Source organism: Mesorhizobium sp. M3A.F.Ca.ET.080.04.2.1 (assembly GCF_003952525.1).
In the GTDB taxonomy this organism is placed as follows: domain Bacteria; phylum Pseudomonadota; class Alphaproteobacteria; order Rhizobiales; family Rhizobiaceae; genus Mesorhizobium.
Window position 1 is genome coordinate 6,045,316 of the sequence record NZ_CP034451.1, and the last position, 25,793, is coordinate 6,071,108.

The 25,793-nt window shown below is 63.8% G+C and carries 27 protein-coding genes and 1 pseudogene; 15 read left to right on the forward strand and 13 right to left on the reverse strand.

The genetic code is table 11. The features are described 5' to 3' along the window. Window positions 1-38: 38 nt before the first annotated feature. Window positions 39-977, reverse strand: coding sequence for a carbohydrate kinase family protein (locus EJ074_RS28850; RefSeq protein ID WP_095806044.1), 939 nt, complete (start codon window positions 975-977; stop codon window positions 39-41). A 281-nt stretch (window positions 978-1,258) separates the two neighbouring features. On the opposite strand from EJ074_RS28850, the gene recA reads away from it, so the two are divergent. From recA to EJ074_RS28875, 5 genes are all read left to right on the forward strand, one after another. Further along, window positions 1,259-2,356 (forward strand): recombinase RecA, encoded by a 1,098-nt coding sequence (gene recA / locus EJ074_RS28855; protein WP_095806043.1) that lies wholly within the window; start codon window positions 1,259-1,261, stop codon window positions 2,354-2,356. 347 nt (window positions 2,357-2,703) lie between these two features. Next, the gene (gene alaS, locus EJ074_RS28860) at window positions 2,704-5,373 is read left to right on the forward strand and encodes an alanine--tRNA ligase (protein WP_129553932.1); all 2,670 of its coding nucleotides are present in this window, start codon (window positions 2,704-2,706) and stop codon (window positions 5,371-5,373) included. A gap of 6 nt (window positions 5,374-5,379) precedes the next feature. Beyond that, window positions 5,380-6,675: an SDR family oxidoreductase gene (locus EJ074_RS28865; RefSeq protein ID WP_129553933.1), complete on the forward strand. Its 1,296-nt coding sequence runs from the start codon at window positions 5,380-5,382 to the stop codon at window positions 6,673-6,675. Beyond that, window positions 6,672-7,151, forward strand: coding sequence for a DUF2269 domain-containing protein (locus EJ074_RS28870; protein WP_095806040.1), 480 nt, complete (start codon window positions 6,672-6,674; stop codon window positions 7,149-7,151). The genes EJ074_RS28865 and EJ074_RS28870 overlap by 4 nt, the downstream gene beginning before the upstream one ends. 48 nt (window positions 7,152-7,199) lie before the next feature. Continuing rightward, window positions 7,200-7,994 (forward strand): PhzF family phenazine biosynthesis protein, encoded by a 795-nt coding sequence (locus EJ074_RS28875; protein WP_245454759.1) that lies wholly within the window; start codon window positions 7,200-7,202, stop codon window positions 7,992-7,994. Here EJ074_RS28875 and EJ074_RS28880 read toward each other — a convergent pair. Then, complete coding sequence (locus EJ074_RS28880; protein ID WP_095806039.1) at window positions 7,963-8,622, reverse strand: glutathione S-transferase family protein; 660 nt, start codon at window positions 8,620-8,622, stop codon at window positions 7,963-7,965. The genes EJ074_RS28875 and EJ074_RS28880 overlap by 32 nt on opposite strands. A gap of 168 nt (window positions 8,623-8,790) precedes the next feature. Then, window positions 8,791-10,002, reverse strand: coding sequence for an NADP-dependent isocitrate dehydrogenase (locus tag EJ074_RS28885; RefSeq protein ID WP_095806038.1), 1,212 nt, complete (start codon window positions 10,000-10,002; stop codon window positions 8,791-8,793). Between EJ074_RS28885 and EJ074_RS28890 the strand changes: the two genes are divergently transcribed. The 8 genes and pseudogenes from EJ074_RS28890 (at window position 9,989) to EJ074_RS28925 (ending at window position 15,673) form a co-directional block, all read left to right on the forward strand. Beyond that, window positions 9,989-10,222 carry a hypothetical protein gene (locus EJ074_RS28890; protein ID WP_129553934.1) on the forward strand — a complete coding sequence of 78 codons (234 nt, stop codon included), beginning with the start codon at window positions 9,989-9,991 and terminating at the stop codon, window positions 10,220-10,222. The genes EJ074_RS28885 and EJ074_RS28890 overlap by 14 nt on opposite strands. Further along, window positions 10,209-11,060: an RNA methyltransferase gene (locus tag EJ074_RS28895; protein ID WP_095806036.1), complete on the forward strand. Its 852-nt coding sequence runs from the start codon at window positions 10,209-10,211 to the stop codon at window positions 11,058-11,060. Before EJ074_RS28890 ends, EJ074_RS28895 begins: the two co-directional genes overlap by 14 nt. Before the next feature lie 78 nt (window positions 11,061-11,138). Further along, window positions 11,139-11,750 carry a hypothetical protein gene (locus tag EJ074_RS28900; protein ID WP_095806035.1) on the forward strand — a complete coding sequence of 204 codons (612 nt, stop codon included), beginning with the start codon at window positions 11,139-11,141 and terminating at the stop codon, window positions 11,748-11,750. Between the two features lie 106 nt (window positions 11,751-11,856). Continuing rightward, window positions 11,857-12,657, forward strand: coding sequence for a glutamate racemase (murI, locus tag EJ074_RS28905; RefSeq protein ID WP_129553935.1), 801 nt, complete (start codon window positions 11,857-11,859; stop codon window positions 12,655-12,657). 59 nt (window positions 12,658-12,716) lie between these two features. Next, window positions 12,717-12,902 carry a DUF3008 family protein gene (locus EJ074_RS28910; RefSeq protein WP_095806033.1) on the forward strand — a complete coding sequence of 62 codons (186 nt, stop codon included), beginning with the start codon at window positions 12,717-12,719 and terminating at the stop codon, window positions 12,900-12,902. A 342-nt stretch (window positions 12,903-13,244) separates the two neighbouring features. Further along, window positions 13,245-13,862: a 30S ribosomal protein S4 gene (rpsD, locus tag EJ074_RS28915; RefSeq protein ID WP_095806032.1), complete on the forward strand. Its 618-nt coding sequence runs from the start codon at window positions 13,245-13,247 to the stop codon at window positions 13,860-13,862. A gap of 107 nt (window positions 13,863-13,969) precedes the next feature. Next, window positions 13,970-14,856: pseudogene (ttcA, locus tag EJ074_RS28920) on the forward strand (tRNA 2-thiocytidine(32) synthetase TtcA). Next, a complete protein-coding gene (locus EJ074_RS28925; protein WP_095806030.1) occupies window positions 14,846-15,673 on the forward strand; it encodes an inositol monophosphatase family protein in 828 nt (275 codons plus the stop codon). Before ttcA ends, EJ074_RS28925 begins: the two are co-directional and overlap by 11 nt. A gap of 9 nt (window positions 15,674-15,682) precedes the next feature. Here EJ074_RS28925 and EJ074_RS28930 read toward each other — a convergent pair whose 3' ends face one another. The 6 genes from EJ074_RS28930 to EJ074_RS28955 form a co-directional block, all read right to left on the reverse strand. Further along, the gene (locus EJ074_RS28930) at window positions 15,683-16,882 is read right to left on the reverse strand and encodes a multidrug effflux MFS transporter (protein ID WP_165350121.1); all 1,200 of its coding nucleotides are present in this window, start codon (window positions 16,880-16,882) and stop codon (window positions 15,683-15,685) included. A gap of 280 nt (window positions 16,883-17,162) precedes the next feature. After that, complete coding sequence (gene grxD, locus EJ074_RS28935) at window positions 17,163-17,498, reverse strand: Grx4 family monothiol glutaredoxin (RefSeq protein WP_095806028.1); 336 nt, start codon at window positions 17,496-17,498, stop codon at window positions 17,163-17,165. Window positions 17,499-17,708: 210 nt separating this feature from the next. Then, window positions 17,709-17,942 (reverse strand): BolA family transcriptional regulator, encoded by a 234-nt coding sequence (locus tag EJ074_RS28940; protein WP_023674714.1) that lies wholly within the window; start codon window positions 17,940-17,942, stop codon window positions 17,709-17,711. A gap of 103 nt (window positions 17,943-18,045) precedes the next feature. Further along, the gene (locus EJ074_RS28945) at window positions 18,046-18,570 is read right to left on the reverse strand and encodes a hypothetical protein (RefSeq protein WP_095806027.1); all 525 of its coding nucleotides are present in this window, start codon (window positions 18,568-18,570) and stop codon (window positions 18,046-18,048) included. Next, window positions 18,567-20,798 (reverse strand): phosphoribosylformylglycinamidine synthase subunit PurL, encoded by a 2,232-nt coding sequence (gene purL, locus EJ074_RS28950; protein ID WP_129553936.1) that lies wholly within the window; start codon window positions 20,796-20,798, stop codon window positions 18,567-18,569. The genes EJ074_RS28945 and purL overlap by 4 nt, the downstream gene beginning before the upstream one ends. Before the next feature lie 142 nt (window positions 20,799-20,940). Next, the gene (locus EJ074_RS28955) at window positions 20,941-22,350 is read right to left on the reverse strand and encodes a PLP-dependent aminotransferase family protein (protein WP_095806025.1); all 1,410 of its coding nucleotides are present in this window, start codon (window positions 22,348-22,350) and stop codon (window positions 20,941-20,943) included. A gap of 91 nt (window positions 22,351-22,441) precedes the next feature. On the opposite strand from EJ074_RS28955, the gene EJ074_RS28960 reads away from it, so the two are divergent. After that, entirely contained in the window at window positions 22,442-22,690 is a 249-nt protein-coding gene (locus EJ074_RS28960) for a DUF1127 domain-containing protein (RefSeq protein ID WP_095806024.1), read from the forward strand. 149 nt (window positions 22,691-22,839) lie between these two features. Here EJ074_RS28960 and EJ074_RS28965 read toward each other — a convergent pair whose 3' ends face one another. Genes EJ074_RS28965 through purC form a run of 4 tightly spaced genes read right to left on the reverse strand, consistent with a single transcriptional unit; the run spans window position 22,840 to window position 25,057 of the window. Then, window positions 22,840-23,250 (reverse strand): hypothetical protein, encoded by a 411-nt coding sequence (locus EJ074_RS28965; protein WP_129553937.1) that lies wholly within the window; start codon window positions 23,248-23,250, stop codon window positions 22,840-22,842. Window positions 23,251-23,294: 44 nt separating this feature from the next. Continuing rightward, window positions 23,295-23,963 carry a phosphoribosylformylglycinamidine synthase subunit PurQ gene (gene purQ, locus EJ074_RS28970; RefSeq protein ID WP_095806022.1) on the reverse strand — a complete coding sequence of 223 codons (669 nt, stop codon included), beginning with the start codon at window positions 23,961-23,963 and terminating at the stop codon, window positions 23,295-23,297. A gap of 2 nt (window positions 23,964-23,965) precedes the next feature. After that, window positions 23,966-24,205, reverse strand: a complete 240-nt coding sequence (purS, locus tag EJ074_RS28975) for a phosphoribosylformylglycinamidine synthase subunit PurS (protein WP_095806021.1) — start codon at window positions 24,203-24,205, stop codon at window positions 23,966-23,968. 57 nt (window positions 24,206-24,262) lie between these two features. Continuing rightward, window positions 24,263-25,057 carry a phosphoribosylaminoimidazolesuccinocarboxamide synthase gene (purC, locus tag EJ074_RS28980; RefSeq protein ID WP_059185109.1) on the reverse strand — a complete coding sequence of 265 codons (795 nt, stop codon included), beginning with the start codon at window positions 25,055-25,057 and terminating at the stop codon, window positions 24,263-24,265. 275 nt (window positions 25,058-25,332) lie between these two features. Here purC and EJ074_RS28985 point away from each other — a divergent pair, with 275 nt between their 5' ends. Beyond that, window positions 25,333-25,653 (forward strand): DUF1476 domain-containing protein, encoded by a 321-nt coding sequence (locus tag EJ074_RS28985; RefSeq protein WP_095806020.1) that lies wholly within the window; start codon window positions 25,333-25,335, stop codon window positions 25,651-25,653. The last annotated feature ends 140 nt before the right edge of the window (window positions 25,654-25,793 follow it).

Here is a 25,793-nt window from a genome sequence, read left to right on the forward strand (position 1 = left end):
TCCGGAGCAAGACGCTCCGGCACAATGAGCTTGCGGCCCTATGCCACTTCCCGCGTCTCCGGCACAAGGGCCAGCGCCTGGGCGAAGCTTGCCGCTGTGAAGGAGGGCACCGCGTCCATGCTTTCGATGGCCAGCATTGCCGCAGCCACACCTTCCCGCAGGGCCGCCCGCACGGGCAGGCCGCGCAACATCGCGGCGACCGTGGCTCCGGTAAGCGCATCGCCAGCGCCGGTGACATCGGCGATGCGTCGCGGCGCCGGCGGGTCGATGGCAAAGGCGCCCGTCTGGTCGAAGCCAAGAACCGGGCCGCTGCCGGCCGTTACCACACCTGCTCTCAGCCCTGTCCGCCTGAGCTCTTTGACAAGGTCATGCCCGGACAGCTCGGCGTGAGCGAGAGCCGTGGCCTCGCGGCGGTTCATGAAGAGAAGCGCCAAATTGCCGAGCACCGGCTCCAGCCGCACGACCTTGGCCGGCGAGATGGCGATGGCAAAGACCGGCCGGTCGCCAGTCAGTGCCACGAGACGCTCGAGTGCTGCCGTCGGCAGGTTTGCGTCGCACAGGATCGCGTCCGTCTCGGCGATCGCCTCGCGGACCTTGGCGCGGCGGAGCTGCTTGGGAAACGCGAGGTCGTAGAGGCCCATATCGGCAAAGCCGACGATCAGCTCGCCCGCGCTGTCGATCAGCGCCGTGTAGCTCGGCGTTGTGCGGTCGAGGAATGTCACCGAGAGGTCGAGGATGCCGGCTCCGGCGATCGCCGATGCCACCGTCTCCGCCGCCGCGTCGCCGCCGCGCACCGATATGAGCGAGGCCGAGACGCCGCGCCTCACCACGCTGCGCAGCGCATTGAAAACGCCGCCGCCGACATCCTCGCGCATGATGCCGGGATTTGAGGCGGCGGGCACGTAAGTGCCCGAGACCTGGCCGCGCCGGTCGATATGGGCGCCGCCCAGCGCCAGGATTCTTGGAGATGTCGGCATGCGATTAAGATGGCCTTCGTTGATTGTTGGCGTCCGCACACTAGGTTTGGGCGCATCGCCCCGCAATCGGGGAGCGCGATTCGGGCCGCTGGATATGGAAGCCTCTTTTGACCAATGGCCCTGGTTCGCTCTACCTTTAGTGAGACAAAGATAGAACAAATCCAGATATTGATTGTTTTTCAGCTATTTGTCTCCCCTTGCCAAATGAGAACAAAAAAGGTACAAAACGGCAGGGATCACGGATTGTCCGGCCTTCATTGACGACCAAGGGGTGATGTATCATGGCTCAGAATACTTTGCGGCTTGTAGAGGATAAGGCAGTGGACAAATCAAAGGCTCTGGATGCGGCGCTGTCGCAAATCGAGCGCGCTTTCGGCAAGGGCTCGATCATGCGGCTCGGCCAGAATGAGCAGGTGGTCGAGATCGAGACCGTGCCGACCGGCTCGCTCGGCCTCGACATCGCGCTCGGCGTCGGCGGCCTGCCGCGCGGCCGCATCATCGAGATCTACGGACCGGAAAGCTCGGGCAAGACGACGCTGGCGCTGCACACGGTTGCGGAAGCCCAGAAGAAGGGCGGCATCTGCGCCTTCGTCGATGCCGAGCATGCGCTCGATCCCGTCTACGCCCGCAAGCTCGGCGTCGATCTCGAAAACCTCCTGATCTCGCAGCCCGACACGGGCGAGCAGGCGCTGGAGATCTGCGACACGCTGGTGCGTTCCGGCGCCATCGACGTGCTGGTGGTCGATTCGGTCGCGGCGCTGACGCCGCGCGCCGAAATCGAGGGCGAGATGGGCGATGCGCTTCCCGGTCTTCAGGCCCGCCTGATGAGCCAGGCGCTGCGCAAGCTGACCGCGTCGATCTCGCGCTCCAACACCATGGTCATCTTCATCAACCAGATCCGCATGAAGATCGGCGTCATGTTCGGTTCGCCGGAGACGACGACGGGCGGCAACGCGCTGAAATTCTACGCCTCGGTGCGCCTCGACATCCGCCGCATCGGCTCGGTCAAGGATCGCGACGAGGTCGTCGGCAACCAGACCCGCGTCAAGGTGGTCAAGAACAAGCTGGCTCCGCCCTTCAAGGTGGTCGAGTTCGACATCATGTATGGCGAGGGCGTGTCGAAGACCGGCGAACTCGTCGATCTCGGCGTCAAGGCTGGCGTCGTCGAGAAGTCTGGCGCCTGGTTCTCCTACAATTCGCAGCGTCTCGGTCAGGGCCGCGAGAACGCAAAACTGTTCCTGCGCGACAATCCGGACACGGCGCGCGAGATCGAGCTCGCGCTGAGGCAAAATGCCGGGCTGATCGCCGAGAAATTCCTGGAGAATGGCGGCTCGGAAGGTGGCGACGACGGTTTCGGAGACGAAGCCGGCGCCATGTAGGTGACACAATCCCGGTGTATTAAACTGTGCTTATGTAATCGCGTTCTGTAATCCCGTGTTCCGAACCGCCGGCCCTGGTGCCGGCGGTTTGCGTTTGCGGGCGGCGCGGATAAGAGCCGTCAGTTGGAAAATTGGGCCAAAGCGCGTTTCGCTGACGACGCGCTTTGCGTCCTGGTTTTGTGCATGTCGTCTTCCCAAAACCGCCGCTCACCCTTGGGCGACATGCCCCGATCCGTGTTTCTGGACAGGGTCAAGAGCTACCGCTAAAAGGCCAATCTATCTTCTGCAGTGCAGAGCCCATATTGCCGCCGGCCTGTCCGGCGGTTCTCGCGAAAAAGGCAGTATCCATGAGTGGCGTGAACGACATCCGGTCGACATTCCTCGACTACTTCCGCAAGGAGGGTCACGAGATCGTCGCCTCCAGCCCGCTGGTGCCGCGCAACGACCCGACGTTGATGTTCACCAACGCCGGCATGGTGCAGTTCAAGAACGTCTTCACCGGGCTGGAGAAGCGGCCCTATTCGCGCGCCTCGACGGCGCAGAAGAGCGTGCGCGCCGGCGGCAAGCACAACGACCTCGACAATGTCGGCTACACCGCGCGCCATCTCACCTTCTTCGAGATGCTCGGCAATTTCTCGTTCGGCGACTACTTCAAGGAGCGCGCGATCGAGCTTGCCTGGAACCTGATCACCAAGGATTTCGGGCTGAACAAGGACAAGCTGCTGGTCACCGTCTATCACACCGATGACGAGGCGGCCGGCTACTGGAAGAAGATCGCCGGCTTCTCCGACGATCGCATCATCCGCATCCCGACGTCGGACAATTTCTGGGCGATGGGCGACACCGGGCCTTGCGGGCCGTGTTCGGAGATCTTCATCGACCGCGGCGAGCATATCTGGGGCGGTCCTCCCGGCACCCCGGAAGAGGATGGCGACCGGTTCCTCGAATTCTGGAACCTGGTGTTCATGCAGTATGAGCAGGTGACGAAGGAAGAGCGCATCGACCTGCCGCGGCCGTCGATCGACACCGGCATGGGCCTGGAGCGCATGGCTTCCATCCTGCAGGGGGTGGACAGCGTCTTCGAGACCGACCTGTTCCGGCATCTGATCGATGCGACATGCTCCGTGCTCGGCCACGGTCACAATCAGGAGAACGTCGCTTCGTTCCGCGTGATCGCGGATCACGTGCGCTCGACTTCGTTCCTGGTCGCGGACGGCGTGCTGCCGTCGAATGAGGGCCGCGGCTATGTGCTTCGCCGCATCATGCGCCGCGCCATGCGCCATGCGCAGCTGCTCGGCGCCAAGGAGCCGCTTATGTGGAAGCTGGTTCCGGCGCTGGTGCGCGAGATGGGCCAGGCCTATCCCGAGCTCAGCCGCGGCGAGGCGCTGATCACTGAGACGTTGAAGCTCGAGGAGACGCGCTTCCGCAAGACGCTGGTGCGCGGGCTCGGCCTTCTGTCGGATGCGACGGAGACGCTCGGCGCCGGCGACATGCTGGACGGCGAGACCGCCTTCAAGCTCTACGACACTTACGGCTTCCCGCTCGATCTTACGCAGGACGCGCTGCGCCAGCGCAACATCTCGGTCGATCTCGCCGGCTTCACCGCTGCGATGGAGCGGCAGAAGGCGGAAGCGCGCGCGCATTGGGCGGGTTCCGGCGAAGCCGCGACCGAAACGGTGTGGTTCCCGGTGCGGGAGCAAACCGGCGCCACCGAATTCCTCGGCTATGAGACCGAGCAGGCGGAAGGCCTGATCCAGGCACTGGTCAAGGACGGCAAGGTCGTCGACAGCGCGGGCCAGGGCGACGCGGTCGCCGTGGTCGTCAACCAGACGCCGTTCTATGGCGAATCCGGCGGCCAGATGGGCGACACCGGCGTGATCTCCGGCGACGGCTTCTCCATCGAGGTATCCGACACGCAGAGAAAAGCCGACGGGCTGTTCGTCCATCTCGGCAAGGTGGCGAACGGCACGGTCAAGACCGGTGCCGCCGTCGAGCTGAAGGTCGACCATGCGCGCCGCTCGAAGCTGCGGGCCAACCATTCCGCGACACATCTGATCCATGAGGCGCTGCGCGAGGTGCTGGGCACCCATGTGGCGCAAAAGGGCTCGCTGGTCGCGCCCGACCGGCTGCGCTTCGACATTTCGCACAACAAGCCGATCCCGTCCGAGGACCTCGAGCAAGTGGAACGCATGGCGAACGAGATTGTCGTGCAGAACAGCCCGGTGACGACGCGCCTGATGTCGGTCGACGACGCCATTGCCGAGGGCGCCATGGCGCTGTTCGGCGAGAAGTATGGAGAGGAGGTGCGCGTCGTGTCGATGGGCACGGGCCTGCATGGCGCAAAGGCCAACCGACCGTACTCGGTCGAGCTCTGCGGCGGCACGCATGTCCGCTCGACCGGCGATATCGGCCTGGTGCGTATCCTGTCGGATAGCGCCGTCGCGGCCGGCGTGCGCCGCATCGAGGCGCTGACGGGCGAGGCCGCGCGCAGGCATCTCGACGAGCAGGACAGGCGCCTCAAGGCCGCGGCGGCGACGCTGAAGATCTCGCCAGCCGATGTGCCGGCGCGCGTGGAAGCCCTGCTCGAGGAGCGCAAGAAGCTCGAGAAGGAATTGAGCGAGGCGCGCAAGAAGCTGGCGCTGGGCGGCGGCACTGCCGTAGCCGATGCTCCAGCCACCAACGAGACGGTGGCCGGCGTCGGCTTCCTTGGCAAGGCGGTCAGCGGCGTCGCGCCGAAAGACCTGAAGCCGCTGGCGGATGCCGGCAAGAAGACACTGGGTTCCGGTGTCATCGTCTTCGTCGGCGCCGGCGAGGACAACAAGGCAAGCGTGGTGGTTGCGGTCACCGACGACCTGACCAACCGCTTCAGCGCGATCGATCTCGTTCGCGTCGCCTCGGCTGCACTTGGCGGGCAGGGCGGCGGCGGACGTCCCGACATGGCCCAAGCCGGCGGCCCCGATGCCTCCAAGGCCGACGACGCGATCGCGGCGGTGAGGGCTGCACTCGAAGCCGCTTGAAGCCGGATGAAGATCCTTGTTCTCGGCGGCTACGGACTGATAGGCGAAGCCGTCCTTGAACGATTGATCGAAGACGGCCACGACCTTGTCGGGCTCGGTCGCGACGTCGGCCAGGCGCAGCGGCGAAAACCGCAGGTCCGTTGGGTCGCGGCCGATATGTCGCGGCTGCTCTGCGCGACGGATTGGATGCCTATGCTTGCCGACGTGGAAGCGGTCGTCAACGCTGCCGGCGCTCTGCAGGATGGCCCCCGCGACCAGCTGGACGCGATCCACCGGGGTTCGGTTGCCGCTCTGGTCACTGCTTGCGAGCAGGCCGGTGTGCCTCGGCTGGTGCAGGTTTCCGCGATCGGCGCAGACCTCGATTCCGACAACGCCTTCTTCCGCACCAAGGCGGAAGGCGACCGCATCGTTGCCTCATCGTCCCTGGATTGGACGATCCTGCGGCCGGGTCTTGTCATCGCACCCGCCGCCTATGGCGGCACGGCCTTGTTGCGTGCTCTTGCTGCGGCTCCCGTCATTGTGCCTGCCGTGCTGGCTGATCGGCCAATCCAGACGGTATCGGTGGCGGATGTCGCCGAGGCAGTATCCCGCGCCGTCGCCGGCGGCCTGCCGCGCGCACAGGTAGTCGATCTCGTCGAGAAACGGGCGAGACCTCTTGCGGCGGTCCTTCGTGAATTCCGTGCCTGGCTGGGCTTGCCCAAGGCGCCAGTCGTTGAGGTGCCGGCGATAGTCGGCCGGTTCGCTGGCGCGGTCGCCGATGGACTTGGCCTGCTCGGGTGGCGATCTCCCTTGCGCAGTGCCGCACTTGCAGCGCTCGAAAAAGGCATTACCGGCGATGCCAAGACCTGGTCCGAGATTACTGGCCATCCACCCCGCGCGCTCGAAGCAACGCTGGCGGCCATGCCCGCACATGTGCAGGAGCGATGGTTCGCGCGCCTCTGGCTACTGAAGCCGGTCGTGTTTGCCGTTGTGTCGATGTTCTGGATGACCTCCGGGATCGTCGGGGTCGTTCGACACGATGCGGCCGCGGACATTCTCGTCTCGCGAGGCCTGTCACCAACCCTCGCGCTGGGGGCGGTGCTTGTCGGAAGCGTGGCCGACATACTGGTCGGCGCCGCGGTGCTCGTGCGTTCCTTCGCGCGCGCGGCGTTGGTGGCGATGATTGCCATCACCTTGTCTTATCTTGCGGCAGCGACGGCGCTCGCGCCGGACCTGTGGCTTGATCCTCTCGGGGCAATGGTGAAGGCCGTGCCCGCGCTATGCCTCGTCCTGGTCGCCCTCGCGATTTTGGAAGAGCGATGAGCATCTGGGCCGATATATTGCGATGGCTGCACGTGATCGGTGCCACCGTGCTGTTCGGCACTGGTGCGGGCATCGCATTCTTCATGCTCATGGCACAACGGACGGGCAAGCCCCAGATTGTCGCTCGCGTCGCCGGGACCGTCGTGATTGCCGACGCCATCTTCACAGCAACAGCAGTCGTATTCCAACCGATCACCGGCGTTCTGCTGGCGCGCGAGATCGGCTGGCCCCTCACGCAGGGCTGGATCGTGTTTTCGTTGCTGCTTTATGTCGTCACCGGCGCCTTCTGGCTGCCGGTGGTCTGGATCCAGATGCGCATGCGCGATCTGGCGCAACAGGCGATGCGTGAAGGAGCGCCGTTGCCGGACGAGGAAAAGCACCTCTTCCGCATCTGGTTTGCCTGCGGTTTTCCAGCCTTTGGCGCGGTGCTTGCCATTCTCTGGCTGATGGTGACCCGACCGGAAATCGGCTTCTGAGGCTGGGCAAGCCAGAGCTTGAAAAGTCGAAGCCACTAGGAGAAGCCTGTGCCAACGCTGACCATGTACCAGGTCGACGCCTTCGCCGACCGGATATTCCAAGGCAATCCGGCGGCGGTTCTCATCTTGGAGGACTGGCTGCCCGAAGCCGTCATGCAGGCGATTGCCAATGAGAACAACCTTGCCGAAACGGCTTTTGCGCGGCCGAATGGCAAAAGGTGGGATCTGCGCTGGTTCACGCCGATTCACGAGGCCGAGTTCTGCGGCCACGCAACGCTTGCGACTGCGCATGTGCTTGCCGAGGCCTACAGGGTGCAGGGCGACATGGCTTTTGGGACGCGCGTGGGGGAGATCAGGGCTGCACGCAGGCAAGAGGCCTATCAGCTCGACCTGCCGGGCTTTTCACCCGAGCCTGTCGAGGCTGATCTGCTGCAAGCGCTGCATGACAGTGTCTGCGCCCAGCCGGTCGCCTGTTTCCGCAATTTCGAGAACCTGTTCGTCGAGCTTGCCGACGAAGAAGCCGTGCGCTCCTTCGTTCCCGACCTGATGAAGATTGCGGCCTTGCATCCGCTTGGCGTGGTCGTGACCGCGCGCGGGAACACACATGATTTCGTGTCGCGCTATTTCGCCCCTGGCGCTGGCATTCCCGAGGACCCGGTGACCGGCTCGATCCACGCGACTTTGGTGCCTTATTGGTTCGAGAAACTTGGCAAGACCTGGCTGTCGGCATTCCAGTGCTCGCAGCGCGGCGGCCATTTGCTGTGCGAGTTCGCCGGCGACCGTGTGCTGATCACGGGCCGCGCCAGGACCTTCATGAAGGCCGAAATTTATCTTCCCGATTGATGCCTATTCGGCCTTTTCGGTGCGCGAAGCTCGGGCGGGCGGCGATGCGCGCATACCAGTCGCGGATCTCGGCGAAGCGGGCGAGCAGGTCCTTCCCTTCTGTCGCCTTCACAAAATAGGCGATGACGGGCGCCGCGTGCAGATCGGCCAGCGTCAACTGATCGCCGAGCAGCCAAGGTCCTTTCGCCTTTAGAGATGTCAACACTTTGAGCACCGTCTCAGCCTGAGCGAGACCGCCGGCGATCAGCGCTTCATCCGGCGGCGCCCTTTCGAGCCGCTCCACTGCAACGTCCCAGACCATGGCGCGGTAGCCGTAGGCGTCGAACATGCCGATGATCTGGTTCATCCTCGCGCGGCCGCGGGCGTCAGCCGGCTGCAAAGCCGGACCATCGAAGGCCTCGTCGACATAGCGCGCGATGGCACCGGTCTCGAACAGCCGAAAACCGTCATGTTCGAAAGCCGGGATGCGGCCGAACGGGTGATGCTCCAGATACCAGGCGGGAATGCCTTCAGCCGCGAAGATATCGAGCGGCACGAGTTCGTAGTTGACGCCCTTCTCCTCCAGCGTCATCCGCGCGATGCGCACATAGACGCTGTAGTCGGCACCGTAGAGAGTTGGCTTGGCCATCGATCAGCTCTCCCTTCCCTCGCGGTCGTACCAAAAAGTGAAGGCTCCTTTCGGAGCCTTCGGTATGCCGGGACTTTGCCACGCGGTCCGGCCCTCCGCTATGGCTCCGGGCGCTCGTTGGTTGAAAAGCCCATTTTGGGGCTTTTCAAACGCTTCGCGCACCGCTCCTCACCCCATGGCCTTCTGCAAGTTCTCGTCGATCTTGTCGAGGAAGCCGGTGGTCGACAGCCAGGGCTGGTCGGGGCCGATCAGCAGCGACAGGTCCTTGGTCATGAAGCCGGCCTCGACGGTCTGGATGCAGACCTTTTCCAGCGTCTCGGCGAAGCGCTTCAACTCGGCATTGTCGTCGAGCTTGGCGCGGTGGGCGAGGCCGCGCGTCCAGGCGAAGATCGAGGCGATCGAATTGGTCGAGGTCTCCTCGCCCTTCTGATGCTGGCGATAGTGGCGGGTGACGGTGCCGTGAGCGGCCTCCGCTTCCACCGTCTTGCCGTCCGGAGTCATCAGCACCGAGGTCATCAGGCCGAGCGAGCCGAATCCTTGAGCCACTGTGTCGGACTGCACGTCGCCATCATAGTTCTTGCAGGCCCAGACATAGCCGCCCGACCACTTCAGGCTGGAGGCGACCATGTCGTCGATCAGGCGGTGCTCGTACCAGAGCTTCTTCGACTTGAACTCGGCCTCGAATTCCTGCTCGTAGACTTCCTGGAAGATGTCCTTGAAGCGGCCGTCATAGGCCTTGAGGATGGTGTTCTTGGTCGAAAGGTAAACCGGATAGTTGCGCAGCAGGCCATAGTTGAGCGAAGCGCGGGCGAACTCGCGGATCGATTCGTCCAGATTGTACATGGCCATGGCAACGCCGGACGAGGGCGCGTCGAAAACGTCGTGCTCGATGACCTGGCCGTCCTCGCCGACGAACTTGATCGTCAGCTTGCCCTTGCCGGGGAAGCGGAAGTCGGTGGCGCGGTACTGATCGCCGAAGGCATGACGGCCGACGATGATCGGCTTGGTCCAGCCGGGCACAAGGCGCGGCACGTTCTTCATGATAATCGGCTCGCGAAAGATGGTCCCGCCGAGGATGTTGCGGATCGTGCCGTTCGGCGACTTCCACATCTTCTTGAGCTTGAATTCCTCGACACGCTGCTCGTCGGGCGTGATCGTCGCGCATTTTACGCCGACGCCGTATTTCTTGATGGCGTTTGCCGAGTCGACCGTCACCTGATCGTTGGTGGCGTCGCGATGCTCGATGCCGAGGTCGTAGTAGTCCAGCTTGATGTCGAGATAGGGGTGGATCAGCTTGTCCTTGATGAACTGCCAGATGATGCGGGTCATCTCGTCGCCGTCGAGCTCGACGACCGGGTTCGCCACCTTGATCTTCGCCATGAAAGAATGCCTCGTTGCTGGGGATCTGAACGGCCTCGCGCACATGGCTTTCGGCCGGGGTTGCGGAGCGTATATCAAAGCCTTTTTGAGCGCGCAAACCGCGATCCGCAGCACTATGGCAAGTCTCGTTCTTGTGAGTGCTTCATTTTCCGGGTCGGATGTGGCAGGGGACGCCGAAACGCCGCAAATCCTGATTACCGACAGCTATGTCCACCAGTGAAGACCTACCCAATACCGCTGCCGCCGGGCCGGCAATCATCCTCGTCGAGCCGCAGCTTGGCGAGAATATCGGTATGGTCGCGCGCGCCATGGCGAATTTCGGCCTTGCCGAGCTGCGGCTGGTCAATCCGCGCGACGGCTGGCCGAGCGAGAAGGCGCGCGCTGCCGCCAGCCGTGCCGACCATGTCATCGACACCACCAAGGTATTCGACGACCTGGCCTCGGCCGTCGCCGACCTCAACTTCGTCTTTGCCACTACGGCACGCGAGCGCGACGGCTTCAAGCCGGTGCGAGGTCCGGTGGAGGCTGGCAGGGCGCTGAGGGCCCGCGCCGCGGCGGGGCAGCGCACCGGTATCCTGTTCGGCCGCGAGCGCTTCGGTCTCTACAATGACGAAGTCGGCCTGGCCGACGAGATCGTGACCTTTCCCGTCGATCCCGGCTTCTCCTCGCTCAACATCGCGCAGGCCGTGCTCTTGATGTCCTATGAGTGGATGAAGTCCGGCCTCATTGAGGAGACCGCGACCAATTTCTCCGGACCGGAACTCGTGCCGGCGAGCAAGGAACAACTGCACAGCCTGTTTGCCTATCTCGAAGGCGCGCTCGAGGCGCGCGGTTATTTCCGCCCGGAAGAAAAGAAGCCGAAGATGGTCGACAATCTGCGCGCGGTGCTGACGCGGGCGGGGTTCGCCGAGCCGGAGTTGAAGGTGCTGCGCGGCATCATCTCGTCGCTCGATAGGTTCTCGCCGGCCATGCCGCGCGGCGACGGCTCTCCGGCGGACGATCCGAGACGGCTTCCCGCGGCGGCTCAGCGAAGCAAGCCGGCGCAGGACAAAGAATAGCACCGCTTAACTTGGACCCTCGCCAGTAACCGAATCTTATTCGGTTTGATCCAGCATGCCGGAAACTGGGGGTGCTGGATGTTTACGTCCAATATCGGTCGCCTGCGCTTCTTTTTCTACTCTTGCGCCTTGACGGTGGCGGAAATCGTGGCGGTTGTCGTCTGCATTTCCGCAACGATCGGCTTTGAGGGCTTGATCAATTCGCCGCCGGGCCCGTCGCGGCAAGGAATGGCGGGCGCCGTTCTGGTCGTATCGCTCGCGATCGTTCTGGCGCGAGGCAATGTCGCTTGGCGCCGGAGCCGCGACGCCAATGGGGCGGCCTGGATCTTCTGGGCCTATTTCGTGCTTTCCGCCATCTACGCGCTCCTGCAGGCGGGCACGCTGCTGGTCATCGAGTTCGGCAATCCAGAAAGCACGCCTGGCGGTCTGAACCTGCTCGGTCTGTCTATATTCGGCCTCTGGGCCACGATCCTCTGGGCGAAGCCGGTTGCCGGCAGCAACATCGAGGAACTGACATCCGTTTTCGACTTCGACGGTTCGGTGCCGGCGCCAACGCGCGCTGAGCGGATGGCGATGAGCGCAGCCGCGCCCGCCACCTCGCGCAACGCCGCGCCGGCCGCGCGACCGGCACCTGCAGCACAGCCGTTGGGCCGGCCGCGGCCCGCGGGTTTCGGCAAGCGGGGACTCTAAAGCTGCGCAAAAGCTGCTGGCATTTGTCACTTCAACACCATGATCGTTCCAGATAGAAGCGCCAGTGGCCAATCACCGGCCAGGCTCTTCTTGCGGTCCCGATGACATGAACGAACGATCAAGCCAGCGCCCGATCCTGATGTTCGATTCCGGGGTCGGCGGGCTGACGGTGCTGCGCGAGGCGCGCGTGCTGATGCCCGACCGCCGTTTCATCTATGTCGCCGACGATGCGGCATTCCCCTACGGCGCCTGGGAGGAGCCGGCGCTGAAGGAACACATTCTTTCGCTGTTCGGCAAATTGCTCGACCGTTTCCGGCCATCGATCTCGGTGATTGCCTGCAACACCGCCTCGACCCTGGTGATCGAAGCGCTGCGCGAGAAATTCCCCGGCCATCCCTTCGTCGGCACGGTGCCGGCGATCAAACCGGCGGCCGAGCGCACTCGTTCGGGCCTCGTTTCAGTGCTGGCGACGCCCGGCACGGTGAAACGCCAGTACACGCGTGACCTGATCAGCAAATGGGCGCAGAAGTGCCATGTCCGCCTGGTCGGCAGCGACCGGCTGGCGGGACTGGCCGAGATCTACATGCGCGAGGGCTTTGTCGACGAGGAGGCCGTGCGCGCCGAGATCGCGCCGTGCTTCATCGAGCATGACGGGCAGCGCACCGATATCGTGGTGCTTGCCTGCACGCATTATCCGTTTCTTGCCAATCGCATGCGCAAGACCGCGCCCTGGCCGGTGGACTGGATCGATCCGGCCGAAGCGATCGCGCGCCGCGCCCTGTCGCTGCTCGATCCCAGTGGCGCAGCGTCGGGCGAGAACGAGGCCGACATCGCCGTCTTCACCTCCGGCAAGGCCGATTTCGCCATCAGGCGTCTCATTCAAGGCTTTGGGCTGACCGCGGCTTGAGCCTGGAACTGCGCCGGCAGCGCCGCGTTGATTCTCCTCAAGCAAGAGGAGAAACCGCCATGCCCGCCAGATCGCAAGCCCAGCAGAAGGCTGCCGGCGCCGCGCTTTCGGCAAAGCGCGGCGAGACCAAGAAGAGCGAGCTCAAAGGCGCTTCGCGCGAAATGTATGAATCGATGAGCGAGAAGCAGCTCGAGGAGTTCGCCGAAACCAAGCGCAAGGACCTGCCGAAGAAGAAGGACAGCTGAGCGGCCCGAAAGGCGCGGCCTTCAGTCCTCCGCCGCAAGAAGCTTGGATGATCGGCGCGTCCGGATGGGTGCCGGCTGCGCCAGTCAGAAGCTTGACAGCGCTCAAATCTCCGTTTAACGACCCTGCCAACACCGGGTGGCAACGCCCGGTGGTTTCTTTTGCATGGGCGAGACCGACGCCAGCCTATCGGTGGTCTTGCTCGAATTGACGTGTCCCGTGGGTCTTCCGTCGCGTTGCGTGGAAAACCCTGTCAGGTCTCGAAAACGGAGGCCAGAGGAGGGCGCGTTTCCTTCACCCGGGGCCATGGGGTTTCCGGGTATATCGTTTTGAAAGGGAATGCGATGAGCAAGCGCGAATCCGCGAAATACAAGATCGACCGCCGTCTTGGCGAAAACATCTGGGGCCGCCCGAAGTCCCCGGTCAACAAGCGTGAATACGGCCCCGGCCAGCATGGCCAGCGCCGCAAGGGCAAGCTTTCCGACTTCGGCCTGCAGCTGCGCGCCAAGCAGAAACTGAAGGGCCACTATGGCGACGTCTCGGAAAAGCAGTTCCGCAAGGTTTATGAAGAGGCCAACCGCCGCAAGGGCGACACCTCCGAGAACCTGATCGGCCTGCTCGAGTCGCGCCTCGATGCGATCGTCTATCGCGCCAAGTTCGTGCCGACCATCTTCGCCGCCCGCCAGTTCGTCAACCACGGCCACGTGAACGTCAACGGCAGGCGCGTCAACATCGGCTCGTATCGCTGCAAGCCGGGCGACGTCATCGAGGTGCGCGAGAAGTCGAAGCAGCTCGTCATCGTGCTGGAGTCCGTCGGCCTGGCCGAGCGCGACGTGCCGGACTACATCGAAGCCGACCACAACAAGATGACCGCGACCTACAACCGCGTCCCCGGCCTGTCGGACGTTCCGTTTGCCGTGCAGATGGAACCGAACCTGGTCGTTGAATTCTATTCGCGCTGATAGCAGGCCGTCAGCCTCACGATCGAAGGCCGCCCATCGAGGCGGCCTTTTCTTTGTCGGCCGCGTCCGCTAATCCGTGCGCAACAGAACCGTGGGGCCTCAGCGCCATGAACATGCTGCCAGACGCCAAATCCCTGGAGCCGATGGGCGGCGACGGCTGCCATCCGCTGTTTCGCGATGCGCCGTCCTCGGTCGAGTTCAACAAGCTGCGCAAGCGGCTGCTGAGACTGACGCGCCAGGCCATTGAAGACTTCGCGATGGTGAAGCCCGGCGAGCGCTGGCTGGTGGCGCTCTCCGGCGGCAAGGATTCTTACGGCCTGCTCGCCTTGCTGCTCGACCTCAAATGGCGCGGGCTGCTGCCGGTCGAACTGCTCGCCTGCAATCTCGACCAGGGCCAGCCCAATTTTCCAAAACACATCCTGCCGGACTATCTGAACGCCAACGGCATCGCGCATCGCATCGAGTATCAGGACACCTATTCGGTGGTGACCGACAAGTTGCCCGAGGGCAGCACCTATTGCTCGCTGTGCTCACGGCTGCGGCGCGGCCATCTCTACCGCATCGCGCGCGAGGAGGGCTGCGCGGCGCTGGTGCTCGGCCACCATCGCGAGGACATCCTCGAGACCTTTTCATGAACCTCTTCCATGGCGGGCGTCTCGCCGCCATGCCGCCGAAGCTCATCAACGACGAGGGCGACGTCATGGTTCTGCGCCCGCTCGCCTATTGCGCCGAGATCGATCTCGAGAAATTCGCCGGAGCGATGAAGTTCCCGATCATTCCGTGCGACCTCTGCGGCAGCCAGGAAGGTCTCCAGCGCAATGCCATGAAGGCGATGCTGGACGATATCGAGAAGCGCATGCCCGGCCGGAAGGACACCATGATCCGCGCCATGACGAATGTGCGGCCGTCGCATCTGCTCGACCGAAAAATCTTCGACTTCGCCGCGCTCGATGCGCGCTTCACCACAGGGCAAGGCATTTCCGATGACATTTGACGATGAAGCGATCGACTGGCTGGCCGATCTCCTCGCCGACGCCGCCAGGATCGAAATCATGCCGCGCTTCCGCCGGCTGGGCGAAGGCGATATCCGCCAGAAGACGTCGGCTGCCGACCTCGTGACCGAGGCCGATGTCAATGCCGAAAGGCTGATTACCGCACGGCTGCGCGAACGCTACCCCGATGCCCTGGTGATCGGCGAAGAGGCCTGCGAGGACAATCCAGCCTTGCTGGCCGGGCTCGGCGAGGCAGCTCTTGCCTTCGTCATCGATCCGGTCGACGGCACCTTCAACTTTGCGTCGGGCGTGCCGCTGTTCGGCGTCATGCTGGGCGTCGTGGTCAAGGGCGAGACGGTCGCCGGCATCATCCATGATCCGGTCGGGAAGGACTGGCTTATCGGCGCCAGGGGGGCGGGCAGCCATATCCGTCATGCGCATGGCGCGCTGGAGAAGGTGCGTGTCGCCGCACCGGTGGCGATCTCACAGATGACGGGCGCCGTATCCTGGCAGTATCTGAAGGAGCCGGAGCGTTCGCGGCTCGCCCGCAACCAGACCAAGGCGCTGTCGCAATTCGGCTATCGTTGCGCGGCGCACGAATATCGGCTGCTGGCGAGCGGCCATGCGCATTTCGTCGTCTACAACAAGCTGATGCCGTGGGATCATCTTGCCGGCGTCCTGATCCACCAGGAAGCTGGCGGCTACGCCGCCCGCATCGACGGCAGCGCCTATTTGCCGTCTCATGTCGGCGGCGGTCTGCTCGTAGCGCCGGACAGGAATAGCTGGGACGAGTTGCGCCGCGAACTTTGGGCCGACTAAACCGCCAGATCACACTGGCGGGTTGTGCGGTTGGAACAGCCGTCCGCGCTCGGCAAAAAGGATCATCAGCAGGGCGGCGAATGAGACGGTGCAGAAGCCGGCGGCCAGCGGCGTGACCGTGCCGTTGAAAGCCTGGCCGATCAGCGTGCCGAGGATGCCGCCGAGAAAGGTCTGCATGAAGCCGAGGATCGATGAGGCCGTGCCGGCGAGTTCGCCGAGCGGCTCCATGGCCAAAGCGTTGAAATTCGCGCCAAGCCCGCCGAACGGCAGCATGGCGGCGGCAAAGAAGCCGACGAACAGCCAGAGCGGCATCCGCATCTCCAGCGAGACGACGAGCCAGACTAGGCTGATGGTGAGAAACAGCAGCAGCGCGCTTTGCGAGAGGCGGCGCATGCCGATCTTGCCGACGAGCCGCGCGTTGAGGAAGTTCGAGAAGGCAAGCACACCGGCAACGCCGGCGAAGATAAGCGGGAACAACTCGCCGACATGGAAGACGTCGAGATAGATCTGCTGCGCCGAATTGATGAACCCGAACATCGCGCCGAAGATGAAGGTGCTGGCGAAGGCATAGCAAAGCGCGATGCGGTTGGTGAGCACGATACGGAACCCGCCGACTATGGATTGCATCGTTAGCGGGCGGCGGTATTCCGGGTGCAGCGTTTCCGGCAAGCGCAGCAGCGACCACGCCGAGACGATCAGCGCGCCGACGGCCATGGTGACGAAGATCCAGTGCCAGGTGGCGAACAGCATGATGAATTGGCCAATGCCGGGCGCGACGACCGGGATCGCCATGAAGACCATGAAGATCAACGACATGACTTCGGCCATGCGGCGGCCTTCGAATGTATCGCGCACGATCGAGACCGCGATGACGCGGGTCGCCGCGGCGCCGATTCCCTGCACGAGCCGGCAAGCGAGCAGAATGGCGAAGCTCGGCGCAACCGTAGCCGCGGCAGCGGCCGCCACATAAATGACCAGCCCAACGACAAGCGGCGCGCGGCGCCCGAACCGGTCGGAGACCGGGCCGAAGAAAAGCTGCCCGCTGCCAAAGCCCAAAATATAAGCGGTGATCACATATTGGCGATGGTTCTCGTTCTCGACCCCGAGCGAGGCGCCGATCTGCTGCAGAGCCGGCAGCATGATGTCGATGGCCAGCGAGTTGAGCGCCATAAGCGCTGCGCAGAGCGCAATGAATTCCCAGCGCGGAATAGGCAAGCTGCTTGCCCGTTGCTGCGCTTCTACCTGCTTGTCCACGGCAAAGTCCGATCTTCAAACGAACATGCGTCGGGAGGCCGGCGCAGCTTCGCTCGTTCCCTGTCCGGGAACCATCGTGACGAGGTGGGGGCGGCCTCGGAATTTGCGCTGGGACGATCGGCTTCGATGAAGGCCGAACCGTTCCAGCAGTTGGTTGGCGCCATTCCGACGGAAAGCCGCTGCGCACTGCTCCAGGAATGCTTTGGCCGGCTAAGCCGGCCGGAGCGAACTCAAATCAGGCGGCGCCTTTGACGCTGACGCCCTTTTCGACCAGGAAATCCTGCAGTTCGCCGGCCTGGAACATCTCCCGCACGATGTCGCAACCGCCGACGAACTCGCCCTTGACGTAGAGCTGCGGGATAGTCGGCCAGTTGGAATAGTCCTTGATCCCTTGGCGCAGTTCCGCCGAATCCAGGACGTTCACACCTTTGTAGTCGGCGCCGATATAGTCGAGGATTTGCACCACCTGGCCCGAAAAACCGCACTGCGGGAAGCCGGGCGTGCCTTTCATGAAGAGCACGACGTCGTTGCTCTTCACTTCATTGTCGATGTAGTCGTTGATGCCGCTCATGGACGATCCTTTCACGCCTGTGACAACCAGGCTCGAAGCATGCCCATCAGATAAACCCATAGGTTGGCCGAAACAAGACGTTAGCCGCGACGCCTCGGTAATGGCGCAAGAGATGGCGCGATTTGTGCCAAGCCTTAAGTGGCAATGCCTTTTTTGTTTCGATGCATGTCGTTGTCCCAGAACCGCTGCAGACTTCTGGGCGACATGCATCTAGTCCGGAACGCTGGTCTGCAGGGCCAGCGCATGCAGAACGCCGCCCATATTGCCCTTCAGGGCGTCATAGACCATCTGGTGCTGCTGGACCCGGCTTTTGCCGCGGAAGCTCTCCGCCACCACTTCGGCAGCGTAGTGGTCGCCGTCGCCGGCCAGATCGCGAATCGTCACCTTGGCGTCGGGAATGCCTTCCTTGATCAGCCGTTCGATGTCGTGCGCGTCCATTGCCATGTCAAAATCCTGTTTTCGAGCGCAGTGCAGCCCGTACGATAAGAGTCGTAAGCAAGCCTAGAACCTTTCTGGTCCGGATTGAAGCCGTTGCGTCCACAGAGCTCTATGCGTTGTCCTGCCGAGGATGGACCGCACCGTTCTCGCCGATATCGTCGCGGGTCGAAAATGAGCGGCCGAGGCTGAAGGTCAGCACATAGAGTGGGATGTTGATGGCCAGACCGACCGTTGGAAGATAGCTTGTCATCCGCCACAGCGCCAAGAAGAAGGGCTGGCCGTAGCCGTCGCAGGCAAGCGACGAGCCATACTGCCACAACACGCTGATCGCTGCGGCAACTGCAAACAGCTTGGTGCAGGTGGCGACATGCCTTGCTCGCGCCGGGTCTGGCGATAGCCGGTCCCATAGCAGCAGGCAGACGATCGGAACCGCATAGATCAGGGTCTGCACAGCGAGCATCGGCAGCGTGCCGTTGGCAGCGGCAAGGAACTCGGCCCGCGTTTCCAGCCGCGGGCACACCTCGCTCGAGGTCGTCGACAGCAGGAAGAAGACGAACGGGCCGAGAAACCAGAAGAAGAACAGCGACGGCCAGAAGACGACTGCCAGCAGCGCCCGGGCGGCGAGGCTGTTCAAATGGCCTGGTCCATGAAGCGCGGGAACCAGCCCTCGTGGACGGCGGTCAATTCGCTGACCGGTATCGCACGCGTGTCGCCGAGCTTCAGCGCGCTGCCGCCGGTGGTGCCGATCCACGGCGCGAAGATGCCGAGCCTGCTCTGCTCCTCGCGGATCCTTTCCCAGTCGCTGCCTTGCGGGTCGATCGAGAGGGTCAGGAGATAACGCCCCTGATCCTCGCCGAACCAGACCGGGATCGGGTCGGCGCCGTTAAGCCCGGGGACGGTGGCGCCGATGCCGGAGGCCATCGCCATTTCGGCCAGTGCCACGGCCAGGCCGCCATCGGAAACGTCGTGCGCCGCGGTCACCACGCCGGACGCGATCAGCGCGCGCACATGGTCGCCGACGCGCTTTTCATGCGCGAGGTCGACCGGCGGCGGCGGGCCGTCGGCACGGCCATGAATGTCGCGCATATAGACGGACTGGCCGAGATGGCTGCCCCAGCTCGACGGAGCGCCGACCAGCACGATCATCTGGCCCTCGGCGGCAAAACCGATGCGCGCCATCTTCGACCAGTCGGCGATCAGGCCGACGCCGCCGATGGTCGGCGTCGGCAGAATGCCACGACCATTGGTTTCGTTGTAGAGCGAGACATTGCCGGAGACGATCGGGAAGCCGAGCGCGCGGCAGGCATCGCCGATGCCTTTCACCGCGCCGACCAGCTGGCCCATGATCTCGGGGCGTTCCGGATTGCCGAAATTGAGGTTGTCGGTCGCCGCGAGCGGCAAGGCGCCGGTGGCGGTCAGATTGCGCCAGCATTCGGCCACTGCCTGCTTGCCGCCTTCATACGGATCGGCCTCGCAATAGCGCGGGGTCACGTCGGAGGAGAAGGCGAGAGCCTTGGTCGGATGGCCCTCGACGCGGACCACGCCGGCATCGCCGCCGGGAAGCTGCAGCGAGTTGCCCTGGATCAGCGTGTCGTACTGCTCCCACACCCAGCGGCGCGAGGAAAGATCCGGCCCGCCGAGCAGCTTGAGCAGCGCGTCGGCGACATCGGCCTTGGGCGCATCGCCGGCGGCCAGCGGCGACGGCTTTTTCGCTTCGACCCACGGGCGGTCATATTCCGGCGCCTGATCGCCAAGTTCCTTGATCGGCAGATTGGCGGCCTCGTCGCCCTGATGCAGCACGCGAAAGCGAAGGTCGTCGGTCGTCCTGCCGACAATGGCGAAGTCGAGGTCCCATTTGCGGAAGATCGCCTCGGCTTCCTTCTCCTTTTCGGGGCGCAGCACCATCAGCATGCGCTCCTGACTTTCCGACAGCATCATCTCATAGGCGCTCATGCGCTCCTCGCGCACCGGCACCTTGTCGAGATCGAGCTCGATGCCGAGATCGCCCTTGGCGCCCATCTCGACCGCCGAGCAGGTGAGGCCGGCGGCACCCATGTCCTGGATGGCGATGACGGCGCCGGAAGCCATCAGTTCGAGGCAGGCCTCCAGCAGGCATTTCTCGGTGAAGGGGTCGCCGACCTGCACGGTCGGGCGCTTCTCCTCGATCTTGTCGTCGAACTCGGCAGAAGCCATGGTGGCGCCGCCGACGCCGTCGCGTCCGGTCTTGGCGCCGAGATAGACCACGGGCAAGCCGACGCCCTTGGCCTGCGACAGGAAGATGGCGTTGGTCTTGGCCAGGCCGGCGGCAAAGGCGTTGACCAGGATGTTGCCGTTGTAGCGCGGGTCGAAATTGACCTCACCGCCGACCGTCGGCACGCCGAAGGAGTTGCCGTAGCCGCCGACGCCGGAGACGACGCCGGCCACCAGATGCCGGGTCTTGGGATGATCCGGCGCGCCGAAGCGCAACGCATTCATGGCCGCGATCGGCCGCGCGCCCATGGTGAAGACGTCGCGCAGGATGCCGCCGACGCCGGTCGCCGCGCCCTGGTATGGCTCAATATAGGAAGGGTGGTTGTGGCTCTCCATCTTGAAGACGACGCAGTCGCCGTCACCGATGTCGACCACGCCGGCATTCTCGCCCGGCCCCTGGATCACCTGCGGGCCGCTGGTCGGCAGCGTGCGCAGCCATTTCTTGGACGACTTGTAGGAGCAGTGCTCGTTCCACATCGCCGAGAAGATGCCGAGCTCGGTGAAGCTCGGCTCGCGTCCGACCAGGTCGAGGATGCGCTGGTATTCGTCCGGCTTCAGCCCATGCGCGGCGACGAGTTCCGGGGTAATCGGCACGGAATTGGAAATGGTCATGAGCGGCGATTTATGTCCGTGGGAGAGGGGATTTTTGAGTCTCCTCTTATCGCAAGCTTTCGCGCGATACACCCCTCCGGATCACGAAAAACGCCGGAAACCGCCTCGCCGATGAAAGCCAGCCCGTCCGCCCGCCGGGCGCTCAGGAAAAACTGTCGTAGCCGGCGCGGCCCTCGTCCAGCAGCCGTCGAATGACTGCGACGCCGCCGGCCACATCCTGGTTCTGCCGGGGCTGCGATACGCCGAAACGAACACCGTGGAAGACCTGCTCGGAACGGCCGGCCTTGAACTCGTCCTCATCGTCGAGGAGCACCCCCTGCGCCAGGCAGGCATTCTTGAAAGTGCCGGAGAGCCAAGGGTCGGGCAAGGTCAGCCAGACGAACGGCACATTGTCCCTTGTTCTGAAATCGAACCCGGCGAGCATCTCGCGGACAGTGACGACGCGGGTCTGGATCTCGGCGACGCAGCGCATGCGGATATCGCTTGCCTCGCCGGACATCACCAGCCTCGAGCCGACCTCGGCCAGCAGGAAGGGCAACCCGCCGGTCATCATCTTGTGGGCGACGCGGATGCGATGACGAAAGGCCGGCGGGCAGGACAGCCAGCCGCCGCGCACGCCGGCCGCGACCGACTTCGACAGGCCACCGGCGACGATCGTGCGCTCCGGCGCATATTCGGCAAGCAGCGGCGTCGGGTCGTCGGTCAGGTCGCCATAGAGATCGTCCTCGACCAGCACGACATTATATTCGCGGGCGACGCGCGCGATCGCCTGGCGCCGCTCCGCCGGCATCGTCACCAGGGTCGGGTTCTTCGCCGTCGGCATCAGGAACATGACCTTCGGGTGCTTCTGTGCGCAGACCCGCTCGAAATCGTCGGGGTCGATGCCTTCATCGTCCGATAAGACCAATGCGGTTCGCCGTCCGATCAGCCCGGCGCTGCGCGCGATCTGTGAATAGGTGAGGTGCTCGAAGACGACATAGTCGCCCGGCATGGTCAGCGCGGCGATCGCCGCCATCACCGCCGCATGCGTGCCGAGCGTCGGCACGATGGAATCCGGCGAGGGGCGGAAGGAATTGCGCGCCAGCCAGCGGCTGCCCGCCTCAAACCAGCGTTCGGGGAAATCCCTCGTGTAGCTCGAAATCTCATGCGGATGGTCCCGCGCCGTTCGCGCCAGCATCTCGGCGATGATCGTGTCCTGGCCGATATCGGGCGCGGCGGTGCTGTCGAAGCGCAGCTTGCCCGCCGGCGCATCGATGGGGCGTGTGCCGTGTACGGCAGGCTCCAGGTCCGGCTTCGAGTCTCCGGCGCTTTGAGCGAGCACATAGGTGCCGCGCCCGACCTCGCCGCTCACCAGTCCGCGTTCGCGCAGCAGCTGGTAGGCCCGGCCGATGGTGCCGACCGTTGTTCCGATGTCGTAGGCGAGATCGCGCTGCGGCGGCAGTTTCGCACCGGCATCGATGACGCCCTTGTCGATATCTGACTCAATGCTGTCAGCAAGGCGCTGATACAGAGGGCCGGAGCCAACGGAGAGATCGGGGAGCCAATTTGTCATGGTGACAATTTTCTATATTGCACCGGCTGATGAGTCAATGCATATCGAAGGGGCGATTGTCAGGGTGCAATCGAGACAAGGCAGGACGGCAATGGATACAATCGAGACAATTGACTACGCTGGCCCGGCGCTGCGCGCGCAGACCGAGCCCTTGGCCCGCCGCGGTTTTGCAGGTCGCGTGGCGCTCGTGTTCCGTTCCGTCGTCATGCAGATCGACCGCATGCTGCAGCGCCGGCGCGGACGCCTTGCGCTGCTGGAGATGACGGACGAGCAGCTCAAGGATATCGGCATCTCGCGCTGCGATGCGCATCGCGAAGGCATCAGGGCATTCTGGGATTGATCGCTTTCGGGCGATCCCGACCGGGCCTGCGGCTCACTACCGCAGGCGGGCGATGCCGTCATCGACAAACATGGCGAGCAGCAATAGCCCCAGAAAACAGTGGCGGCCGGCGCCGCATCGCGACGCTGGCGCCGCCGTTCTCCGCTGCCTCACGTGGCAGCGGCGCAGGATGGATTGCCGGCCTGCCAGCGGGCGATGTCGGCGCCGATGCGGGCGCCCAGCGGTTCGGCCATCAGCGGCCCGAACACGTCGACCTTGCTGGAATTGCCCTGTGCCTGCACGACCAGCAGCGGTTTGCCACCGTAATGCTTGGCCGGCACCAGCAGGAAGCGCGGCGTGCCGCTGTAGGAATTGAGTTCATTGGCCATCTGGTAGGACTTGAAGGCCGGATCCTTGCTGGCGATCCAGCATTTATGCGCGGCGATCGCCACCTGCTCCATGGCAAGCAGCGAGGCGCTCTTGCCTGACGACACCGGCGCGGTCTTCGGAGCGGACTGGCAGGAGGCCAGCGAAACGCCGGCGGCGGCCAGCAGAGCAAGGCGAGCAATCGTCAGTCTCATGGTCAGGCCTCGCCGCTGCGGTCTGCAAGGAATGTCTGAAAGGATCAAGCGGCGACGCCGAGCGCGCTTTCGAACAGCGCGCGGCCATCGCTGCCGCCATGCGCGGCCTCGATCAGGTTCTCCGGATGCGGCATCAGGCCGAGCACATTGCCGTTCTCGTTGACGATGCCGGCGATGTCGTTGATCGAGCCGTTGGGATTGGTGCCTTCGGCATAGCGGAACACCACCTGGCCTTCTCCTTCGAGGCGGGCGAGCGTCTCGGCATCGGCGAAATAGTTGCCGTCGTGATGCGCCACCGGCGAGCGGATGATCTGTCCGGGCTTGTAGCGGCGCGTGAACATGGTGTTGGCGTTGGCAATCTCGAGCTTGACGTGCCGGCAGACGAACTTCAGCGATGCATTGCGCATCAGGGCGCCGGGCAGCAGCCCGGCCTCGACCAGGATCTGGAAGCCGTTGCAGACGCCGATCACTGTGACGCCCTTGGCTGCCTTCTCGGCCACCGCCCGCATCACCGGCATGCGCGCGGCGATCGCGCCGCAGCGCAGATAGTCGCCGAAGGAAAAGCCACCGGGGATGGCAATCAGGTCGACGTCCGGGATCTCGGTGTCGGTCTGCCAGACGGTCACCGGCGCCTGACCGGAAATCTTGGTCAGCGCCGCGATCATGTCGCGGTCGCGGTTGAGGCCAGGCAGGAGGACGACGGCTGATTTCATGGTCAGGCGATCTCCACCGCGTAATTCTCGATCACCGTGTTGGCCAGAAGCTTGTCGCACATGGCCTTGAGGTCGGCCTCGGCCTTGGCCTTGTCGGTGCCGGCAAGCTCGACATCGAAGACCTTGCCTTGGCGCACCTGGCCGACGCCGTCGAAGCCCAGGCCCGACAGCGCATGCTCGATCGCCTTGCCCTGCGGGTCGAGAACGCCGTTCTTAAGAGTGACGGTGATGCGGGCTTTCATCGGTACTCCTGAGTGATCGGTGGTGCTGGCGGACCTGCTGTTGCGGCAGGTCGCTAATCAGTGCTTCGTGCCCTTCGACGGCTCGGAGGAGGCGACGAGCACCGGGCCGGTGGGGCGCGGCGGCTCGTTCTCGTTCATGATGCCGAGGCGGCGGGCGACTTCCTGATAGGCCTCGACCAGGCCGCCCATGTCGCGGCGGAAACGGTCCTTGTCGAGTTTGTCCTGCGTGGCGACATCCCACAGCCGGCAGGAATCCGGCGAGATCTCGTCGGCCACGACGATGCGCATCATGTCGCCCTCGAACAGGCGTCCGCACTCGATCTTGAAATCGACGAGCTGGATGCCGACGCCCAGGAACAGGCCGGAAAGGAAGTCGTTGACGCGGATGGCCAGCGCCATGATGTCGTCGATTTCCTGCGGGCTTGCCCAGCCGAAGGCAGTGATGTGCTCTTCCGAAACCATCGGGTCGTCGAGCGCGTCCGCCTTGTAATAGAATTCGATGATCGAGCGCGGCAGCACCGTGCCTTCCTCGATGCCGAGGCGTTTGGCCAGCGAGCCGGCGGCGACATTGCGCACCACCACTTCGAGCGGGATGATCTCGACTTCCTTGATCAACTGCTCGCGCATGTTGAGGCGGCGGATGAAATGGGTCGGGATGCCCATACGGTTCAAATGGTTGAAGATGTGCTCGGAAATGCGGTTGTTGAGCACACCTTTGCCATCGACCACCTCATGTTTCTTCTTGTTGAAGGCGGTGGCGTCATCCTTGAAGAACTGGATAAGCGTACCCGGCTCAGGGCCCTCATAGAGGATCTTGGCCTTGCCTTCATAAATGCGGCGGCGATTTTTCATCTGATTTTTTCTCTGGATTGGCGGGCAGGCGGCAAGCGACCAGTTCCTGTCCGTCTGCCTAAATTAGTTGTGGCGACGGTGGCGTTCAATGCCGGTGTCTATCGCAATCGTAATGTTTGCTCAATCGGCAAATCCTGCCAATCAACCAGTTTCCGGACCGAATGCCGCAGCGCAGCATTCGATCAAGCATATTGACCGGGTCGCGACCTTTTGGTTTGTGCTGGGTCAGCACACATATTGCAGGCCTAGCGGATCGGATTGACCGGAGGGACGTCATGAGCAGCATGAAAGACCGCGAAGAGGGCTTCGAGCGCAAGTTCGTCTTCGACGAGGAGCTTCGCTTCAAGGCTTCGGCACGCCGCAACAAGGCGCTCGGCCTGTGGGCCGCCGAAAAACTGGGCAAGAGCGGCGCCGACGCCGAGGCCTATGCCAAGCAGGTCGTCGTTTCCGACATCGAGGAAGCCGGCGACCACGATGTCTTCCGCAAGATCCGCACGGATTTCGACGCAGCCGGCGTCCACCAGTCGGACCATCAGATCCGCCGCACCATGGACGAGTTGATGGCGGAGGCGATCGAGCAGATCAAAAACAGCTGACGCTGGAGATGAGCATGATGTCGCCCGACAGCCGCTCCACAGGTTTCGGCATCATGCTCTAGCTGGACCAATCGACCGCCCGGCCTCGCCGGGCGGTTTTTCTTTGCCTTTGCTGCCGTTTCCGGATGAACTGCGCGCCG

What these genes read in the sequence shown, in the direction of transcription:
- murI (WP_129553935.1), top strand. Translation starts at nt 11,857, where the DNA reads ATGAACGAACGATCAAGCCAGCGCCCGATCCTGATGTTCGATTCCGGG.
- EJ074_RS28940 (WP_023674714.1), bottom strand. Translation starts at nt 17,942, where the DNA reads ATGGCAATGGACGCGCACGACATCGAACGGCTGATCAAGGAAGGCATT.
- EJ074_RS28955 (WP_095806025.1), bottom strand. Translation starts at nt 22,350, where the DNA reads ATGACAAATTGGCTCCCCGATCTCTCCGTTGGCTCCGGCCCTCTGTAT.
- recA (WP_095806043.1), top strand. Translation starts at nt 1,259, where the DNA reads ATGGCTCAGAATACTTTGCGGCTTGTAGAGGATAAGGCAGTGGACAAA.
- EJ074_RS28985 (WP_095806020.1), top strand. Translation starts at nt 25,333, where the DNA reads ATGAGCAGCATGAAAGACCGCGAAGAGGGCTTCGAGCGCAAGTTCGTC.
- EJ074_RS28910 (WP_095806033.1), top strand. Translation starts at nt 12,717, where the DNA reads ATGCCCGCCAGATCGCAAGCCCAGCAGAAGGCTGCCGGCGCCGCGCTT.
- purS (WP_095806021.1), bottom strand. Translation starts at nt 24,205, where the DNA reads ATGAAAGCCCGCATCACCGTCACTCTTAAGAACGGCGTTCTCGACCCG.
- EJ074_RS28870 (WP_095806040.1), top strand. Translation starts at nt 6,672, where the DNA reads ATGAGCATCTGGGCCGATATATTGCGATGGCTGCACGTGATCGGTGCC.
- EJ074_RS28960 (WP_095806024.1), top strand. Translation starts at nt 22,442, where the DNA reads ATGGATACAATCGAGACAATTGACTACGCTGGCCCGGCGCTGCGCGCG.
- purQ (WP_095806022.1), bottom strand. Translation starts at nt 23,963, where the DNA reads ATGAAATCAGCCGTCGTCCTCCTGCCTGGCCTCAACCGCGACCGCGAC.
- rpsD (WP_095806032.1), top strand. Translation starts at nt 13,245, where the DNA reads ATGAGCAAGCGCGAATCCGCGAAATACAAGATCGACCGCCGTCTTGGC.
- EJ074_RS28865 (WP_129553933.1), top strand. Translation starts at nt 5,380, where the DNA reads ATGAAGATCCTTGTTCTCGGCGGCTACGGACTGATAGGCGAAGCCGTC.
- purC (WP_059185109.1), bottom strand. Translation starts at nt 25,057, where the DNA reads ATGAAAAATCGCCGCCGCATTTATGAAGGCAAGGCCAAGATCCTCTAT.
- EJ074_RS28900 (WP_095806035.1), top strand. Translation starts at nt 11,139, where the DNA reads ATGTTTACGTCCAATATCGGTCGCCTGCGCTTCTTTTTCTACTCTTGC.
- EJ074_RS28895 (WP_095806036.1), top strand. Translation starts at nt 10,209, where the DNA reads ATGTCCACCAGTGAAGACCTACCCAATACCGCTGCCGCCGGGCCGGCA.
- grxD (WP_095806028.1), bottom strand. Translation starts at nt 17,498, where the DNA reads ATGAGCGGCATCAACGACTACATCGACAATGAAGTGAAGAGCAACGAC.
- EJ074_RS28850 (WP_095806044.1), bottom strand. Translation starts at nt 977, where the DNA reads ATGCCGACATCTCCAAGAATCCTGGCGCTGGGCGGCGCCCATATCGAC.
- purL (WP_129553936.1), bottom strand. Translation starts at nt 20,798, where the DNA reads ATGACCATTTCCAATTCCGTGCCGATTACCCCGGAACTCGTCGCCGCG.
- alaS (WP_129553932.1), top strand. Translation starts at nt 2,704, where the DNA reads ATGAGTGGCGTGAACGACATCCGGTCGACATTCCTCGACTACTTCCGC.
- EJ074_RS28925 (WP_095806030.1), top strand. Translation starts at nt 14,846, where the DNA reads ATGACATTTGACGATGAAGCGATCGACTGGCTGGCCGATCTCCTCGCC.
- EJ074_RS28880 (WP_095806039.1), bottom strand. Translation starts at nt 8,622, where the DNA reads ATGGCCAAGCCAACTCTCTACGGTGCCGACTACAGCGTCTATGTGCGC.
- EJ074_RS28965 (WP_129553937.1), bottom strand. Translation starts at nt 23,250, where the DNA reads ATGAGACTGACGATTGCTCGCCTTGCTCTGCTGGCCGCCGCCGGCGTT.
- EJ074_RS28885 (WP_095806038.1), bottom strand. Translation starts at nt 10,002, where the DNA reads ATGGCGAAGATCAAGGTGGCGAACCCGGTCGTCGAGCTCGACGGCGAC.